Origin of the sequence: Rhodococcus sp. 06-221-2, from assembly GCF_002258365.1 — a bacterium.
GTDB lineage: Bacteria > Actinomycetota > Actinomycetes > Mycobacteriales > Mycobacteriaceae > Rhodococcoides > Rhodococcoides fascians.
Map to the genome: position 1 here is coordinate 354,487 of NZ_NOYJ01000025.1, position 17,238 is coordinate 371,724.

Annotated in this window: 13 protein-coding genes; 10 read left to right on the forward strand and 3 right to left on the reverse strand. The window is 65.4% G+C overall.

All coding sequences use genetic code 11. From position 1 onward, the window contains the following. Window position 1: 1 nt before the first annotated feature. Together CH281_RS14120 and CH281_RS14125 are read right to left on the reverse strand one after the other, a co-directional pair. On the reverse strand, window positions 2-2,524 hold the full coding sequence (locus CH281_RS14120; protein ID WP_094694608.1) for a bifunctional lysylphosphatidylglycerol flippase/synthetase MprF: 2,523 nt from the start codon (window positions 2,522-2,524) through the stop codon (window positions 2-4). Window positions 2,525-2,625: 101 nt separating this feature from the next. Further along, complete coding sequence (locus tag CH281_RS14125; protein WP_057474955.1) at window positions 2,626-3,927, reverse strand: alpha/beta hydrolase; 1,302 nt, start codon at window positions 3,925-3,927, stop codon at window positions 2,626-2,628. A 194-nt stretch (window positions 3,928-4,121) separates the two neighbouring features. Here CH281_RS14125 and CH281_RS14130 point away from each other — a divergent pair, with 194 nt between their 5' ends. The 4 genes from CH281_RS14130 to gndA all read left to right on the forward strand — a co-directional run bounded on the left by CH281_RS14130 (window position 4,122) and on the right by gndA (window position 9,134). Beyond that, window positions 4,122-4,538, forward strand: coding sequence for a BlaI/MecI/CopY family transcriptional regulator (locus tag CH281_RS14130; protein ID WP_032366177.1), 417 nt, complete (start codon window positions 4,122-4,124; stop codon window positions 4,536-4,538). 23 nt (window positions 4,539-4,561) lie between these two features. Further along, window positions 4,562-5,518: a M56 family metallopeptidase gene (locus CH281_RS14135; RefSeq protein WP_032383817.1), complete on the forward strand. Its 957-nt coding sequence runs from the start codon at window positions 4,562-4,564 to the stop codon at window positions 5,516-5,518. A gap of 280 nt (window positions 5,519-5,798) precedes the next feature. Further along, entirely contained in the window at window positions 5,799-7,529 is a 1,731-nt protein-coding gene (locus CH281_RS14140; protein WP_094694520.1) for a DEAD/DEAH box helicase, read from the forward strand. Between the two features lie 153 nt (window positions 7,530-7,682). Beyond that, window positions 7,683-9,134 carry an NADP-dependent phosphogluconate dehydrogenase gene (gene gndA, locus CH281_RS14145; protein ID WP_094694522.1) on the forward strand — a complete coding sequence of 484 codons (1,452 nt, stop codon included), beginning with the start codon at window positions 7,683-7,685 and terminating at the stop codon, window positions 9,132-9,134. Window positions 9,135-9,205: 71 nt separating this feature from the next. Here gndA and CH281_RS14150 read toward each other — a convergent pair whose 3' ends face one another. Then, window positions 9,206-9,733 (reverse strand): DUF4262 domain-containing protein, encoded by a 528-nt coding sequence (locus tag CH281_RS14150; RefSeq protein ID WP_256983530.1) that lies wholly within the window; start codon window positions 9,731-9,733, stop codon window positions 9,206-9,208. A gap of 87 nt (window positions 9,734-9,820) precedes the next feature. Here CH281_RS14150 and CH281_RS14155 point away from each other — a divergent pair, with 87 nt between their 5' ends. The 6 genes from CH281_RS14155 to CH281_RS14185 all read left to right on the forward strand — a co-directional run bounded on the left by CH281_RS14155 (window position 9,821) and on the right by CH281_RS14185 (window position 17,233). Further along, on the forward strand, window positions 9,821-11,149 hold the full coding sequence (locus CH281_RS14155; protein WP_032372396.1) for a DEAD/DEAH box helicase: 1,329 nt from the start codon (window positions 9,821-9,823) through the stop codon (window positions 11,147-11,149). After that, on the forward strand, window positions 11,146-12,045 hold the full coding sequence (locus tag CH281_RS14160; protein ID WP_094694524.1) for a DMT family transporter: 900 nt from the start codon (window positions 11,146-11,148) through the stop codon (window positions 12,043-12,045). The genes CH281_RS14155 and CH281_RS14160 overlap by 4 nt, the downstream gene beginning before the upstream one ends. Before the next feature lie 11 nt (window positions 12,046-12,056). Further along, a complete protein-coding gene (locus CH281_RS14165; protein ID WP_032366171.1) occupies window positions 12,057-13,493 on the forward strand; it encodes a GuaB1 family IMP dehydrogenase-related protein in 1,437 nt (478 codons plus the stop codon). Between the two features lie 331 nt (window positions 13,494-13,824). Further along, entirely contained in the window at window positions 13,825-15,204 is a 1,380-nt protein-coding gene (locus tag CH281_RS14175) for a hemolysin family protein (protein WP_027497158.1), read from the forward strand. Then, window positions 15,197-16,318 (forward strand): hemolysin family protein, encoded by a 1,122-nt coding sequence (locus tag CH281_RS14180; RefSeq protein WP_032370576.1) that lies wholly within the window; start codon window positions 15,197-15,199, stop codon window positions 16,316-16,318. Before CH281_RS14175 ends, CH281_RS14180 begins: the two co-directional genes overlap by 8 nt. Continuing rightward, entirely contained in the window at window positions 16,319-17,233 is a 915-nt protein-coding gene (locus CH281_RS14185; protein WP_094694526.1) for a 3-methyladenine DNA glycosylase, read from the forward strand. It begins immediately after the preceding gene. Window positions 17,234-17,238: the final 5 nt, after the last annotated feature.

The following is a 17,238-nucleotide window of genomic DNA, read 5'->3' on the forward strand; positions in this document are numbered from 1 at the left end:
GTCACCGCTCGATCATCGTTCGGACGAGCTTGAAGCCCTGACCGATGGACACGTCGGGCAGGTAGGCCCGGCCGATTGCGTTGCCGATACTGGGCAGGGCGGCCGGATCGGCGAACGTCATGTGCATCGGCTCGTAGCGCGGCTGGAATTTGGATTTGAATGCCAGCAGAGACCGGAACCCGTAGACAGGTTCGAGGGTGCGCCCGAGTACATCGAGCAACCGTTCGAGCAAGCCGGACAGCGTCGACTGCTCGGCGCTGGACACGTGCTCGGGCTGCTTCTCGTCGACTTTGGCCAGAGGTGCACCGGACAGGCTCAGGAACCTGGCCCCCTCCTGCTCGAGGAGCAGGGCGGCTGAGGCGATGAGAAACTCCATTGTCGGCCGAAAGCCTTCCGACCGTCTCCGCATGAAATCGAGCGTCCACCCGACGATGACGCCGTCCTCGTAGACGGGCATCCACGACGTGACCCCGTGCACGGTTCGATGTTCGTCGACGGCAATCAGGCATCGCACGTTCTCGTCGTCGACCTCCTCGAGACCGCCGAGGGTGAAGCCCATCTCCGGCATCCCCTTGTCTGCCACCCACTCTTCGGAGATCGCGGTGATCTGATCGGTGATGGCCAGTGGAGCGGTGGGGAACCGAATCCACTCCGCGACGACGCCTGCCTTCTTCGCTCGATTGAGCGCAGTACGAACATCCTGGAACCGCTTGCCGGTGAACGCTATTCCGTCCAGATCGAGCACGGTCTCCTCACCGACCTGGATACCGCCCCATCCCAGAGAATCGGTGATGCGCCGGACGGCCGGGGTGACAGAGTAGAAACACGGAATCCACCCGTTCTTCGACGCGAATTCGGCGAACTCGACCACGTTGTCTCGCAATGATTCTCGCGGCCCGACAGGGTCACCGGTGGTCAAAGCCACGCCGGAAATCACGCGATACGCCACGTAGCTGCGGCCGTCGGCGCTGAACCAGTACTTGTTCCCGCGCCAGGTCGTCATCCACGACAGCGCCGAGCCGCTGCTCGACATCAGCACGCTGCGAGCCCGTTCGGTGGCATCGGTCTCCGAGCCGTACACCGGTGTGAGGAAGGTGCTGATCGTGAGCACGCACACCACGACCCAGAACACGACGCCGGTCCACTCGAACAGCAAGGTGGTCGGGATGCTCTGGGGTAGAAGGGCGGGCTCGAGCCACTGCAGATAGACCGGCGGAACCAGCCTCTGCGGGAAATCGATCAGCAGTCCGCCGAAGGACGGCGAGTCGGCGAAACCGCCGCGACCGAGATAGCCGCCGATCGCGTAGATCAGGCCGAGTCCTACTACGGCGGCCACGACGGACGCGGCCCAGCGTCGGTACGTGCCAGCCGGTGCCGACACGTCGAAGAACTTCCGAGTGACGATCAGGACCAGCAGGACGATCAGGGGCAGAAGGAAGGGCACGGCAGTGCGGTAGGCAGTGGGAGATTCCAGCCCGTAGAACAACGATTCGTCGTCACCGGCTTCGAGGAATCGGATGGCGTAGTTCGCCACCGACAGCGCGAGCAGAACCACCTGCGAGATCACTGCCATCGCCCACGCGAACCGTCGACCGCGGCGCAAACCGTCACTGACCACCAACAGGAACAGCGACGGCATGATGCTCAGGATCGTCGGTCCGACTCCGCCCAGCCTGAGGTCGAGCAGCCCGCGGCGGCATTCCACCGGATCGGTCGTGGCATCGGCGCAGATCTCACGAACCTCGGCAGCTGTGTACGGCACACCGCGAACCACGTCGCGAAGCACCGCGAACGGCCCCACGGCATTGGGGCTCAAGGCTGCCAGCACCGGACCCAGGGCACTGGCGGCGACGATCAGCGCGACCAGGACACGTCCTTCACGCTGCGTTCCAGCCAATCTCGGACCGCGCGCCGACCGGCCGACGATCCACGGGCCCACGATCAGACCGATCACCGCTGCCGCCAACCGAACGACGTCCTGCAGATGACCGCCGAACAAGGCCAGGGTCACCAGAAGGGTCAGCAGTCCGACGCGAATCCGCCTGCGCCACAGCGTGTCCATCCGCGACGTGGCAACCAGCACAACGCCACAGACCCATGTCGTCGGGCCCACGGCCGTACCTACGTGGAGGCGGAAACCCCAATCCTCGTCGACGGTCTTCGCCAGCACGGCCAGGCCCAGCCCGAACAACGACCCCGCAACCTGCGTCACGAATGCGGCTACCGCGAACCGACGGGAACCGATACGACGTTCGATCGGGGCAGCAGCGAGGAGCACCGCAACGGTCGCCACCACGCAGCCCGCAATATTCGGCGCTGCCAGACCAGATGTCAGCGGCGTCCAGAGATGCCAGTGCTCGAACGGGACGATGCCTACCGCGAAGTACCTGTCGACCTGACCATGGCCGTCCGACACGACGGCATACATCCCCGAAAGCCAGACCACGGCGAGCAGGGTGAAGCTGACCGGGGCACCCACGGCACCGAACAGGATCAGCGACCACAATCGCCGCGACTGCCGCATCGTCGCCGAGGCGGCGGATCTCACGACGGCCACCTTCTCGGACATCCACGTCGGTGCCGCAGCATCGATCGCTTCCGTCGGACCCCCCGACTCGTCGGTGTTCACGCCGTCAGTCCTGTTCTCGTAGCCAGCCACGGCAGTTCTCGACGTAAGCCTTCGGACCACACCGCGAAGCTGTGTCCCCCTGGTACCTCCACGTACTGCACATCCATTCCAGCGGCCTTCGCCGCGTCGTACATCTCCTGCTGACCCGGTTGGTAATCCTTGTCCTCGGACCCCACGACGAAAATACCGGCAGAGTCCGGGTATCGACGCGATTTCAGCAGGTCGAGAGGGTTGATCGCGGTGAACGCTGCGGCGTTGCCGCCGAACGCCTGCTGCACGGTTCGATCTCGATCGCCGAGGGTCGGCTCTCGCTGACCCGACAGGTCGAGAAACGTGGGATAGACCTCGGGATGATTGGCGGCCATCTGTATCGAGCACGTTCCGCCGTAGGACAATCCGCCGATCGCCCAATGAGCACGGTTGCGATCCACCTGCAGGGAGTTGTCGATCCAATCGGGAACGTCACGTGCGAGGTACGTGGCCGCGTTGCCGAGTGTCGAATCCACGCAGAGCGGATTGGCGATCGACGAACCGGTGCCGTCGGCCACGACCACCACCGGTGCCAGACCGGCATGATCACGCGCGAAGTTGTCCATGGTCTCGGCGAGCTTGCCCCCGTTGAACCAGTCTTCGGGTGCGCCGGGCTGGCCGGCGAGCAGTACGAGGACAGGAAGGAGCGGACGGGGATCGGCGAAGTAGGCCGGCGGTAGGTAGATCTGGGCGTCTCGCGCCGTGAAGTTCGACGCGGTGGCAGGAATGGTGGCGGAGGTGACGCGGCCGGCGGAAGGCAGGTCGGCAGGTGCGGACCAGGCAGATTCCAGGGGCGTGCCGGTGACGGTGTCGGAGACCGAAGGCGGCACGTCCGAGAACGCTATGCGCTCGGCCGACTCGACACCGAGCGCATTACCCACGGTCGGATACGCATCGAATTCGAGGTTGACGTGCAGAGCAGACGTTGCCACCACGAGGACCGCCGCCAGCACCGACACCACTGTGCCAACCACGCCGCGGGCTGCGATCGACCGTGGTACGAGTGCGAACAGGGCAGCCACACCCACCCCGATCCACACGTAGATCGAGATGTCGATCGGATCGGGGAACGGACGCCATACTTTTTCGACCAGTACGTAACCGATAGCCGTGACGACGATCGCCGCGGTGGCAGCGATCGGCAGCGCACGCCTGGCGTACCGACGCGACCTCGAGACCAGCAACCACAGTCCGCCGGCGGCGCCGAGCACGGACACGATCACCGGCAGTGGCCCATCGAGCAACGACAGTGAATCGAACCACTTCACGCGAGGTCTCCACTCATCTTTCCGACTCGGCCCAGCGGCACCAACTCTCGACAGAGTATGCCCACGGACCCGCTCACGGTCACGACCCGCCGACGCCACTCGACCGCGGCTATGACCGAGACCACAGCACTCGGACGGTAGTTACTACTACGAGTAGTACGCATCCGCGTCGGACTGGCCGTAGACTCGGAGGAATGGCTGGCCTTGGTGAATTGGAACGCGCAGTAATGGACCATCTGTGGGAATCGACGGAGCCGCAGACCGTTCGTCAGGTCCACGAGGCCCTTGCGACTCATCGTGAACTCGCGTACACGACCGTGATGACGGTCCTGCAGCGTCTGGCGAAGAAAAGTTTGGTCGTCCAGCAGCGCGACGACCGAGCTCACCGCTACGCCCCGGTCCATGGTCGCGACGAGTTGGTCGCGAGCCTGATGGTCGACGCGTTGTCCCAGGCCCCCGCCTCCGGCGGTCGTGCAGCTGCCCTCGTGCACTTCGTCGGGCAGGTCGGAGCAGATGAGGCCGCCGCCCTCCGTGAAGCACTCGCGGCGCTGGAAGTGGCACAATCGACGACAGAGTCACCTTCTGCTGCAGAAGGCCGTCCGACGGACTGAGGCTCCTCGTAGTAAGTGAGGACATGAACTCCACCACTGCGCTGGTATTCGCGATACTCGCGCTGATCCTGGCTGGACCTGTGCCGGCGATGCTCGCCCGTGCGAGCTGGCCGTACCGGTCGCCTCGCGCTGCTCTGGTGCTGTGGCAGGCCATCGCCCTCGCGGCCGTGTTGTCGGCCTTCAGTTCCGGCCTGGCAATCGGCGGATTGCTGCTCGTGCCGGGCCCTGACGGCCGTCCGACCACGGCTCCGACCGACGAGATCGACGCCTTGGGCCTGCCTCTGTGGACCTTGTACGTGGTGGTGCTCGCGATCACTCTGGGCATCGGAGCGAAACTGATGTTCTCGGTGGCTCAGGTGGCGGTGCGTACCCGCCGTCGCCGCTCCCGTCATCGCATGTTGGTCGATCTGCTCGACCGGACCGACAAGAGCGACAATCCGTTCAGGGGCCTGCGTGATGCAGACATCCGGGTTCTGGACGCGGCGGAACCGATTGCGTATTGCCTGCCCGGACTACGGCAGCGGGTGGTGCTGAGCCGCGGAACGCTTGCCAGCCTCTCCGAAGCGGAGGTGACCGCGATCCTCAGCCACGAGCGATCACACCTACGATCCCGGCACGATCTCGTACTGGAAGCGTTCACCGCGGTCAACGAGGCGTTCCCCAGAATTGTTCGTAGCAAGTCCGCCCTGAGCAGCGTTCAGCTGTTGGTCGAACTGCTGGCCGATGACACGGCGGTCAAGGTCACTGGACCCACCCCTCTCGCGCGCGCACTCGTGACGTGTGCCGGATCCACCGCACCGCGGGGTGCCATGGCAGCCGGCGGACCGCACACACTCATTCGCGTCCAGCGGTTGAGCGGGCCGGGCAGCGACGTCCGGATCGCCGCTGTGGCATATCTGGCCGCCGTCGTCATACTCGTGCTGCCGACCATCTACGTTGCGATGCCGTGGCTCGAAGAGCTGAGCAAACTCCTCGGCTGATCGAGCGCCGCCACGTCAGGGGGTCACGCAGGTCACACCCATCCGGGTGAACAAATGGCGGTACGTCCCGTACAGTAGAACTCGGTCGCCATCGCGACCAAGCAATCGAAATGGCACAAACAGCCCCACTTTATGCAGGTTCGACCTGCGTACCGATGGCCAGGTGACAGTGCCCTGGCTCGTATCAATGTGTTCTGGCTGTTTTTCGTGTTTCCCTTCTCGTCGGGTCTCTCAGCTTCGGGCTTATTGGCGTGCCCGCAATCCGGAGAGGCTTTACTGCGTGACCAACGCTGTTTCCAATACCACCGTTTCCCCCGAGTCCGACTCGACGGCCGTACCGACGCCCGCAGCGGCACCGGCGTTCACCTTCGCCGAGCTCGGTCTGCCCGAGGCAGTCGTCGCGGCTCTCGCTCGTAACTCGATCACCGTGCCGTCCCCCATCCAGGAAAAGGCGCTTCCCGACGCCATCGCCGGCAAGAACGTCCTCGGTCGCGCGCAGACAGGTTCGGGCAAGACCCTCGCCTTCGGCCTGCCGATCCTGCAGCGCCTGTCGCTGCACACCGATCGACCGGCCGCCAAGCGCCCGCGTTCGCTCGTACTGGTTCCCACCCGCGAACTCGCGTTCCAGGTAGTCGAGTCGCTCGCTCCCTACGCCAACGCACAGGGCCTCCGGGTCATGCCTGCCGTCGGCGGCACCCCGTTCAACAAGCAGGTCGAGCAGCTTCGCCGCGGAGTCGACGTACTGGTCGCCACTCCGGGACGACTGGCAGATCACCTGCGTCAGGGCACCTGCATCCTCGACTCCATCGAGATCACCGCGCTCGACGAGGCCGATCAGATGGCCGACATGGGCTTCCTGCCCGAGGTGCGCGCCGTACTCGCCGATACACCCGCAGACGGCCAGCGGATGCTGTTCTCGGCCACCCTCGACCGCGAGGTCCAGTCATTGGTTCGCCAGTTCCTGCCCGACCACGTCGAGCACTCCACCCAGGACGGCAAGGCCAGCGTCCGAACCATGGACCACTACGTCCTCATGGTCGACCGCGGCCAGAAGGATCTGGTGCTCTCGGAGATCGGTGCCCGTGAAGGCGGCCGCACCATCATGTTCGCGCGCACCAAGCTGGGCTGCGACGGCATCACCGATCGCCTGCGCGCCCTCGGCATCGCTGCAGAGTCGCTGCACGGCGGCAAGGCACAGAACCAGCGCACCCGAGTGCTCGAGCGATTCAAGAACGGTCGCACCCCTGTGCTCGTGGCCACCGACGTCGCGGCCCGCGGAATTCACGTCGACGGAATCGACCTGGTCGTGCACGTCGATCCGCCCGCCGACCACAAGGACTACCTGCACCGCGCCGGCCGCACGGCACGCGCCGGAGAAAAGGGCACCGTCGTCGCGATCGTGCTCCCCAATCAGCGTCGTCAGGTTCTGCGTTTGACCGGGATGGCCGGCGTCAAGGCCACCACGGTCAACGTCTCCCCCGGTTCGGCCGAACTCAACAGCATCACCGGCGCCAAGAAGCCGACCGGTGAGCCGTTGCGTGCCGAATCCACCCCGCGTGATCGCAACAGCCGCCCGCGCACCGGTGGCTACCAGGGGTCCAACCCCCGCAGCGGTGGCTACCAGGGTTCCAACCCGCGCAGCGAAGGCGGCTACCAGGGTGACCGTCCCCGCACGGGATACCAGGGATCGAGCCCTCGCACCGGCGGCTACCAGGGTGACCGTCCCCGCACGGGATACCAGGGATCGAGCCCTCGCACCGGCGGCTACCAGGGATCCAACCCGCGCAGCGAAGGCGGCTACCAGGGTGACCGCCCGCGTCGCTCCGACTCGAGCTCGTACCGCGGCTCAGAGGGTCGCGGTTACGAAGGTCGCGGCTCGGACAACCGTGGCTCGGACAACCGTCGTCCCGCATCCGCCCCGCGCCAGGACGAGAACCGATCGGGTGGGTTCCGTAGCCGCACCGAGCGTCGTTCGTACGACGGTTTCGACGGGCCTGCACGCAGCCACTGATCCATTGTTCGAGGCGAAGTCCTGATTGGACGGGCTTCGTCGCTCGAACCCCGAGGTGCCGCATTCTTCGCGAATGCGGCACCTTTTTCGTCGTGTCGGCCGGACCCAGGGGGTTGGCTCGCGCGAAATCGCGCGGCAAGGAAAGCTGTCTGTATGACCTCAGCAGCAAAAGAGACAGAACTGGCTCAGATCGGAGTCACCGGACTCGCCGTCATGGGCTCCAACATCGCGCGTAACTTCGCCCACCACGGGCACACTGTCGCGTTGCACAACCGCAGTATCGCTAAAACCGACGCGTTGATCGCCGAGCACGGTACCGAGGGCAACTTCATCCGTACCGAGACCATCGAGGAGTTCGTGGCCGCGTTGGCGAAGCCGCGGCGCGTGCTCATCATGGTGAAGGCAGGCGACCCGACCGATGCGGTGATCGAGGAACTCGCCGGTGTGATGGAGGAAGGCGACATCATCATCGACGGCGGCAACGCGCTCTACACCGACACGATCCGCCGCGAGGCGGCCATGAAGGACCGCGGTCTGCTCTTCGTCGGCGCCGGTATTTCCGGCGGCGAAGAGGGCGCGCTCAACGGCCCGTCGATCATGCCGGGTGGTCCGGCCGAGTCCTACAAGGCATTGGGACCGTTGCTCGAGTCCATCGCTGCGCAGGTGGACGGCACGCCGTGCTGCACGCACATCGGCCCCGACGGCTCCGGCCACTTCGTCAAGATGGTGCACAACGGCATCGAATACGCCGATATGCAGCTCATCGGCGAGGCGTACAACCTCTTTCGCGACGCGCTCGGGTACTCGCCTGCGCAGGTTGCAGACGTCTTCACCGAGTGGAACAAGGGCGATCTGGAGAGCTATCTCGTCGAGATCACTGCGGAGGTCCTTCGCCAGGTCGACGCGAAGACCGGGCAGCCACTGGTCGATGTGATCGTCGATGCTGCCGAGCAGAAGGGCACCGGTCGATGGACCGTCAAGGCGGCACTCGATCTCGGAGTACCCGTGACCGGCATCGCCGAGGCAGTGTTCGCACGGGCTCTGTCGGGATCGCGGGTCCAGCGCAAGGCCGCTGTCGGCCTCGCCTCGGGATCACTGGCCGACAAGCCGACCGATGCCGAGCAGTTCACCCACGACATCAGCCGGGCGCTGTACGCGTCGAAGATCGTCGCCTACGCACAGGGCTTCGATCAGATCGCGGCGGGTAGCGCCGAATACGATTGGAATCTGCATCCGGGCGATCTCGCCACGATCTGGCGTGGTGGCTGCATCATTCGGGCGCGATTCCTGAACCGCATCAAGGACGCGTACGACGACAACGCCGAACTACCGAGCCTCATCCTGGCACCGTACTTCCGTGACGCCATCGAGAACGCGATCGACAGTTGGCGGCGCGTCGTCATCACGGCTGCGTCGCTCGGCATCCCGGTGCCTGCGTTCGCATCCTCGCTCTCGTACTACGACGCGCTGCGTGCCGAGCGTCTGCCTGCGGCCTTGACACAGGGACAGCGCGACTTCTTCGGTGCGCACACCTACGAGCGCACCGATTCCGAGGGCAAGTTCCACACTCTGTGGAGTGGAGATCGCTCCGAGATCGAAGCCTGACATCGGTCCCTCGCCGGTGGCACCGCGCGTACTTTCGTGCGGTGCCACCGGTGTGATCGGTCTTCGCTCGCTCAGAAGGGCACCGGCCCGAGTATCGGTTGCACCACCGTCGACGGAATTCCCTCCCACGGCAGTGCACCTTCGAGGTCCCTCCAGACGGCTTGTACGGCGCTGAAGCGTCCCGTGCCGTACACGTCGGAGGCGACGTACAGGATGTCCGCACAATCCGGTACGTCGATGGCCAGAAGATCGAATCCTGCTGATGCACAACCGATTCCGGATTCGATCTCCAACATCCCCGACGCCACCGAAGTCCCCAGCGCGTTCAGGATCATCGAGGATTCACGTGGCCCGCGTCCCGTCACGACGATTTCGGGACTGCCCAGGTCGGTGAGACCGACCGTGTAGCAGAACGCGGGATGAACGCCGTCTCGATCGACCTCCGATTCCACGTACTGCAGCGCCCACCCGAATGTCTCGATCGTTGCCCTCACGTCATCGATGTAATTGTCGACACCGAACCCTCGGCACTTCTTGCACATGACTCCCCCACCTTCGCCGTGCAACCGCCCCTGCGGAGATTGCGTCTCGAACGCCATTCGAACTCACGTTCTAGGGCAAGTATTGCGTGCGGTACCGACAAGAACGGTCGAACGCGTCGTCGATCCGGCGGTAAGGTCAGCTCCATGCCGGGTCAATCCACTCGATCGTTCGCAGACCTCGGTCTCCCCGTCGTTCTGGTGCACTCCCTCAGGAATGCAGGTGCTCGCGACCCGTTTCCCATTCAGGTCGCGGCGATCCCCGATGCCCTTGCCGGACGGGACGTCCTCGGGCGCGCACCCACGGGCTCGGGTAAGACCCTGGCGTTCTCACTGCCGATCCTCGTCCACCTTGCCGGCAAGCGAAGCGCACCTGCGGCACCGCGCGGGTTGATTCTCGCCCCCACGCGGGAACTGGCACTGCAGATTCGTGAAGTACTCGACATCCACGGTGCCACCTTCGGACTTCGAACCGTCGGCGTCGTCGGAGGTGTTCCGCTCGAACGCAACGTCCGAGATATTCAGCGCGGAGTCGACATCGTGGTCGCGACTCCCGGCCGGCTCATCGATCTCCTCCAGCGACGCTCGATCACACTCGAGCATGTCGAGGTCACCGTCATCGACGAAGCAGATCGCATGGTGGACATGGGTTTCCTGCCTCAGGTCGATTCACTGCTCGCCGCCACCCCGGCACACGGTCAGAGGATGCTGTTCTCCGCGACGCTGGACGGGGAGGTCGACGGGCTGGTCGAGAAGTTTCTGAAAGACCCCGCTGTGCACTCCACTGCGGCAGCCGTCAGCGAACCCGACATGACCCATTTCGTCTTCCGAATCGAGGCGGCCAGGAAGACCGAAGTCGCTGCTGCACTTGCCAACCGCGACGGGAAGACACTTCTGTTCCTACGGACCACCCATGCCGTCGATCGACTCACCGACGAGTGCCTCGCGCTGGGTGTGCCGGTATCGTCGTTGCACGGCAACAAGACTCAGGCGCACCGCACCCGATCGCTCGCGGCCTTCGGCGAGGGCACGTCCGTGGCTCTCATCGCAACCGACGTGGCAGCCCGCGGTGTTCACGTCGACGACGTGACGCTCGTGGTTCACGTCGATCCCCCGGTCGATTTCAAGGATTACCTGCATCGCGCCGGACGTACTGCACGTGCCGGTGCCCGCGGAACCGTCGTGACGCTGGCAACGGACGACCAGTTGGATCGCGTCCGATCGATGGCCGACGAGGCCGGCGTTGCCGCCACGATCATCGATACCGATCTGGACCAGTCCGCGTGGCGTCGACCGACGGGCGCACGCACCCCGATCGGTCGACCGCTACCGGCCTCGGTACCGACGACGAGCGGTGCTGCGGCCGACCCCCGAACTGCGCGCGGTGCGGGCCGGACGGGTACGCCGGGCAGGCGTGGGCGGAGCGATGGCACCCAGAGTCGGCGGGGTGGCGGTAGCAGAGGACGACGCGGGTGACCGCGTCCTGGCCGGCGGTCGTACTCGCGCTGATTTCGGCGTTCCTGTTCGCCTGCGCGTCGGTCGCGCAACAGAGCGCGGCCGCGTCCGTCCCCGAAGGTGAATCCCTCGTTTCGGCACTGGTGCGCAGCCCGCGGTGGTGGGTAGGGGTCCTCGGAGACGGCGGTGGCTATGCGGTTCAGATCGCCGCGCTGTGGGTCGGCTCGGTGCTGGTCGTTCAACCTCTGCTGGTGACAGCACTGCTGTTCGCTCTCCCGATGTCGGCAAAGCTGGTCGGCAGAACACTGCCTGCCACCACCTGGGCGCTCGCCGTGGCGATGGCCGCGGCACTTGCCGTCTTCATCGTGGTGGGCGATCCGAGCGAGGGCAATACCGACGCCCCTTTCGTGCAGTGGCTCGTTCCATTGATCGTGGTGGCCGTCGTTGTCGGCTGCGCCGCCGCGGGCGGATTGCTGCTCACCTCGCCGGGAGTTCGGGCACTACTGCTCGGTGCAGCGGGAGGTTTGTTGTTCGGCCTGGCGGCTGCGCTGACCAAGAACGTCACCGACCTCGTCGACGGTAACCCGGTCGAGGCGCTGACGGCCTGGCAGACCTACACGCTGATCGGATCCGGCGTCGTCGGTTTCTACCTGCAGCAGCGTGCATTCCAGGTGGGTCCGCTGTCGGCGTCGATGCCGGCAGTGACGATCTGTGAACCACTCGGCGCGGCGTTCGTCGGAGTCACTGTCCTGAACGAGCGAATCAGAACCGAGGGCGCAGCCCTGACGGTCATCGTCGTGGCCGTGGCCGTCATGATCGTCACGACGGTCCTGCTGTCGCGTACGCAGGCCGCGAACGCGTCCAAACCGACCGCTCGGGACGGGGCGTCGAACCCAGGAAGTCCATCCGACCGGTAGTCTCGATCAACGTGCAGTTCCTCGATGGTCACCAGCCGCCCTACGATCTCACCTACGACGACGTCTTCCTCGTCCCGAACCGGACCGATGTCACTTCTCGTTTCGACGTGGACCTCAGCACGGTCGACGGGTCGGGAACGACCATTCCGATCGTGGTGTCGAACATGACCGCAGTATCGGGTCGGCGGATGGCCGAGACCGTCGCACGACGCGGTGCCATTGCCGTCATTCCGCAGGACCTGCCCACCGAGGCCGTGGCCGAAACGGTCGCATTCGTCAAGAGCAGAGATCTCGTTGCCGACACACCGGTCGTTCTCGGCCCCAACGCCTCGGTCTCCGATGCGCTCGCCCTGGTGCACAAGCGCGCTCATGGATCCGTCGTGATCGTCGAGCACGGCAAGCCCGTCGGTGTCGTCACCGAGAGCGCCTGCGCGGACGTCGATCGCTTCGCTCGGCTCAGCTCGGTGGCCGCGACCGACTTCGTGCGGGTGGCCCGCAACGCCTCACCCAAAGAGGTCTTCGAGATGATGGAGGCCGCCCACGCCCAGCTCGCGATCGTCGTCGAGGACGACGGTTCGTTGGCCGGTGTGGTGACGAACACCGGTGCCGTCCGCACCGGCATCTACGCCCCTGCCGTCGACGCGTCGGGACGGCTGCGGATCGCTGCCGCGGTCGGCATCAACGGCGACGTGGCGAAGAAGGCGACGGCACTGGTCGAGGCCGGTGCCGACGTCCTGGTGATGGATACCGCCCACGGGCACCAACAGAAGATGCTCGAAGCGTTGGCCGAAGTGCGTTCGCTCGATCTCGGCGTACCGCTCGCCGCCGGCAACGTCGTCTCCGCTCAGGGCACCCGTGACCTGGTGGCGGCGGGTGCGGACATCGTCAAGGTCGGTGTCGGCCCCGGGGCCATGTGCACCACTCGCATGATGACCGGCGTGGGTCGGCCGCAGTTCTCCGCCGTGGCCGACTGTTCGGCTGCCGCAGCCGAACTCGGTGCGTCGGTCTGGGCCGACGGCGGTGTTCGCCATCCTCGCGACGTCGCGCTCGCGCTCGCGGCCGGTGCCGCCAACGTCATGATCGGATCCTGGTTCGCGGGCACCTACGAATCTCCCGGAGACCTTCGCGTCGACGCGGCGGGCAACCGATACAAGGAAAGCTTCGGCATGGCGTCCAAGCGTGCCGTCGCGGCGCGCACTGCCACCGACGGGGCCTTCGACCGCGCCCGCAAGGCATTGTTCGAGGAAGGGATCTCCAGTTCCCGGATGCGACTGGATCCGGATCGTCCCGGCGTCGAAGACCTCATCGATCACATCTGCGCAGGTGTGCGCAGCACATGCACCTATGCCGGGGCCCGTTCCCTGCCCGAATTGGCCGAACGAGCCGTCCTCGGGGTCCAGTCGGCCGCAGGATTTGCCGAGGGGCGCCCCCTGCCGTCCGGGTGGTAACGCACCGAGACGGTTAGACTCACCCACTACGAGTTCGACGACGTTCGCTGTCGTTGCCCGCGCCGAGAAGACAACGTCGACTCGGCGCGGTGCGACGACGCGTCGGCCACCACCGGTGTGCCGCAACGCGAACCAGACAGAAGGGAATCAGGTGCCCGAGGCACCCACTATTTCGGTTGCCGGTTCGGCAACTGCGGAGCAGCACGACGACGGTTCCACATCGGAGGGATCCTCTATCGAGCCGGGAGAGAAACCCGGCGACACCGATTTCGACAGGTCCCCGCAGACGAGCGGAGCGGTACTGCTCTCTCAACTTCGGCGGCGTTGACCTGTGGCCACTCTCGTCACCATCGTCAGCCTGATCGGCTTCGTGGCGCTGACGGCAGGTACTGCCCTCTTCGTCGCGGCAGAGTTCTCCCTCACTGCTCTCGAACGCAGTGCGGTCGAGTCTCAGGCCGAGAACGGCGACCTACGCTCGCGCCAAGTTCTGCATGCTCACAAGACGCTGTCTTTTCAGTTGTCGGGCGCGCAGCTGGGCATCACGATCACCACCCTCATCACCGGTTATCTCGCGGAGCCGGTGCTGGCAGGATTCATTCGGCCGGTGACCACCGCGCTCGGTGCCTCGGACTCTCTTGCGTCGGGCATCTCCCTCGCGGTGGCTCTGATCTTGGCCACGTCGTTCTCGATGATTTTCGGTGAACTGGTCCCCAAGAACATCGCCATCGCGAAACCGATGTCGACCGCGCGGGTCACAGCCGGAGCGATGGCCGGGTTCTCCCTGATCTTCAAATGGGCGATCAACGGACTCAACGGCTCGGCCAACTGGCTCGTGCGACGGCTCGGCATCGAACCGGCCGAGGAACTGCGTTCGGCAAGATCACCGCAGGAGCTCGGTTCACTGGTCCGAACGTCGGCCCAGCAGGGCTCGATCGACGAGAACACCGCACGTCTGGTCGACCGGTCGTTGCAGTTCGGCGACCGCACCGCCGAGGAACTGATGACTCCGCGGGTCAAGATCGAGACTCTCGCCACCGACGCGACCGTCGCCGACCTGATCGAAACCGCTGCGCGAACGGGCTTTTCTCGGTTCCCGGTGGTCGACGGCGACCTGGACGACACCGTCGGTGTCGTACACATCAAGCATGCGTTCACGGTGGCCGGAGCGGACCGCCGGTCCACCACTGTCGAGTCCCTGGCGCGCGACGTTCCGGTCGTTCCGTCGAGCCTGGACGGCGACGCTGTGATGGAACGCGTGCGAGCCGACGGAATGCAGGTGGCCCTCGTGGTGGACGAGTACGGCGGCACCGCAGGCATGGTGACGATGGAAGATCTGATCGAGGAGATCGTCGGCGACGTGCGCGACGAACACGACGAGCCGGAACTGGACGTCGCTCGTTCGGGCGACGGCTGGGACTGCGCGGGGCTGCTTCGCATCGACGAGGTTGCGTCGGCGACGGGCTATTCGGCCCCGGAAGGCGAATACGAAACCATCGGGGGCCTGGTACTGATGCAACTCGGCCGGATTCCATCAGAGGGAGACGCGGTGCTTCTACCGTCCCCGGCGACGGAGGACGTCCCCGACGGCGACGGCGGGTGGATGGCGCGCGTGATCCGCATGGACGGCCGCCGTATCGATCGTGTGCTGATCCTGCCGGTCGACGCCGAAGCAGTGGCGCGTCTGCGATCGGACGGTGAGGTCGATGGGTGACTTCCTCGGGGTAGGTCTGGCAGTTCTGCTGCTGGCCGGAAACGCCTTCTTCGTCGGTGCCGAGTTCGCACTGATCTCAGCTCGCCGTGATCGTCTCGAGGCATTGCTGGCGCAGGGCAAGAAGCGCGCGCAGAGCGTCATCGAGGCCGGTCAGAATCTGTCGCAGATGCTCGCCGCGGCACAACTCGGCATCACGATCTGCTCGATTCTGCTCGGCCGCGTCGCCGAGCCCGCGGTCGCGCACTTGATCGAGGTGCCCCTGGAGCTGGTCGGCATCCCCGGCTCGTTCCTGCACCCGATCGCCTTCGCCATCGCGCTGACACTCGTCGTCGTCCTGCACATCCTCGTCGGCGAGATGGTCCCGAAGAACATCGCCATCGCCGGCCCGGAGAGCACCGCCATGGTGCTCGTGCCCATCCACCTGATGTTCATCAAGGTGGCGTTGCCCCTGATCTCGTTCTACAACCTGTGCGCCAACCTGACGCTGCGCATGCTTCGCATCGAGCCCAAGGACGAACTGAGTTCGTCGGTGTCGGCGGTGGAGCTGTCGCAGATGATCGGCGAATCGCGCTCGGAGGGACTGATCGACGCCGAGGAACACCGCAGATTGCGCCAAGCTCTCGAGACCTCGGGCCGAACCGTAGCCGAGGTTCTGATTCCCTCGCATCAGGTTCGGAGTATCGAGCTGTCCGGGCCGGACCACACTCTCGGTCCGACCCTCGGTTCGGTGGAACGCGCAGTCATCGAAACCGGGTTCTCTCGGTACCCGGTGCGTGATGCGAGCGGTTCCCTGGTGGGCTATCTGCACCTGAAGGACGTGCTCGACGACATGGCCGACGACTCCGCCGGCCCGGAGACCGTCATTCCCCGCAGCGACGTCAGGGCCCTGCCCGTGGTGTCCATAGACACCGTGCTCGACGACGCGCTGACGAAGCTGCGGCGCGCCAGCAGCCACCTCGGTGCGGTGCACGATGCGACCGGTGCCACGGTCGGCATCGTCGCGCTGGAGGATCTGGTGGAGGAGTTCGTGGGCACGGTTCGAGACGGGACTCACCGTGTCGCCGGTCCCCGACCGGGTCAGTCCGCACCTACCGGCACCCCGCGGAACGTCTGAATGGGCGAATCGGCAACGCTGACCGAGGCGGAGTGGACTGCCCGGCGAGACGCGCACTCGGCGCGGGTGGAGAGTCTCGTCGGCAGCTATCTGGTCGATCGCGGACACGGCAATGTGCATCCGGTGGTGGATTTCTTGTTCACCTACTACAGCCATCGCCCGGGTCAGTTGCGCCGATGGAATCCCGGCCACGGCACGGTTCTGACGGGCGATCGGGCGCGTGACTTCGCCGAGTTCGCCTCGTACGAACAGGTCGAGACTGCAGACGGTCCAGGCTTCCGGGTGCGGTCGGATCTGCTCGAGCGACGCCGGCCCAGCATCGAGTTCGTTCTGGGTCTGCTGTCGGCGACGCGGGAGCGACCGCCCTTGCTCGGCTGCTTCGGTCTGCACGAATGGGCGATGGTCTACCGCGGCGGCGACTCGGCAGTGCGGCACAGCCAGGTCCCGCTGCGACTCGGTCACGAGGGAACCGACGCCGTGGTGGACTCGATGACGTTGCGGTGCACTCATTACGACGCCTACCGCTTCTTCACCGAGGATGCAGTACCGCGTAACGCACTTGAGTTGTCCCCGGAGTCGCGCATGGGGTCCGAGCAGCCCGGTTGCATCCACGCGTCGATGGATCTGTACAAGTGGTGCTACAAATTGGGTCCGCTGATCGACTCCGAGTTCGTGACCGACTGTTTCGAGTTGGCGTTGGAGGCTCGGACGATCGATATGCGCGCAAGTCCGTACGACCTGAGCGAGTACCATCTCGATCCCATCCGAATCGAAACTGCGGCTGGACGAGCAGAGTACGTTCGCGCTCAGGGAGAACTGTCGGAAAAGGCAGCTCCCCTACGCTCGGCACTGGTGGATCGGTGTCGAAATCTGCTCACCGGCGGCGGGTTCGGCGTCGGACCTACCGCCGAGTAACATCG

Excerpts from the sequence above, each read along its gene's own strand:
- CH281_RS14185 (WP_094694526.1), top strand. The coding sequence starts at position 16,319 with ATGGGCGAATCGGCAACGCTGACCGAGGCGGAGTGGACTGCCCGGCGA.
- CH281_RS14135 (WP_032383817.1), top strand. The coding sequence starts at position 4,562 with ATGAACTCCACCACTGCGCTGGTATTCGCGATACTCGCGCTGATCCTG.
- CH281_RS14155 (WP_032372396.1), top strand. The coding sequence starts at position 9,821 with ATGCCGGGTCAATCCACTCGATCGTTCGCAGACCTCGGTCTCCCCGTC.
- gndA (WP_094694522.1), top strand. The coding sequence starts at position 7,683 with ATGACCTCAGCAGCAAAAGAGACAGAACTGGCTCAGATCGGAGTCACC.
- CH281_RS14180 (WP_032370576.1), top strand. The coding sequence starts at position 15,197 with ATGGGTGACTTCCTCGGGGTAGGTCTGGCAGTTCTGCTGCTGGCCGGA.
- CH281_RS14120 (WP_094694608.1), bottom strand. The coding sequence starts at position 2,524 with ATGCGGCAGTCGCGGCGATTGTGGTCGCTGATCCTGTTCGGTGCCGTG.
- CH281_RS14130 (WP_032366177.1), top strand. The coding sequence starts at position 4,122 with ATGGCTGGCCTTGGTGAATTGGAACGCGCAGTAATGGACCATCTGTGG.
- CH281_RS14150 (WP_256983530.1), bottom strand. The coding sequence starts at position 9,733 with ATGGCGTTCGAGACGCAATCTCCGCAGGGGCGGTTGCACGGCGAAGGT.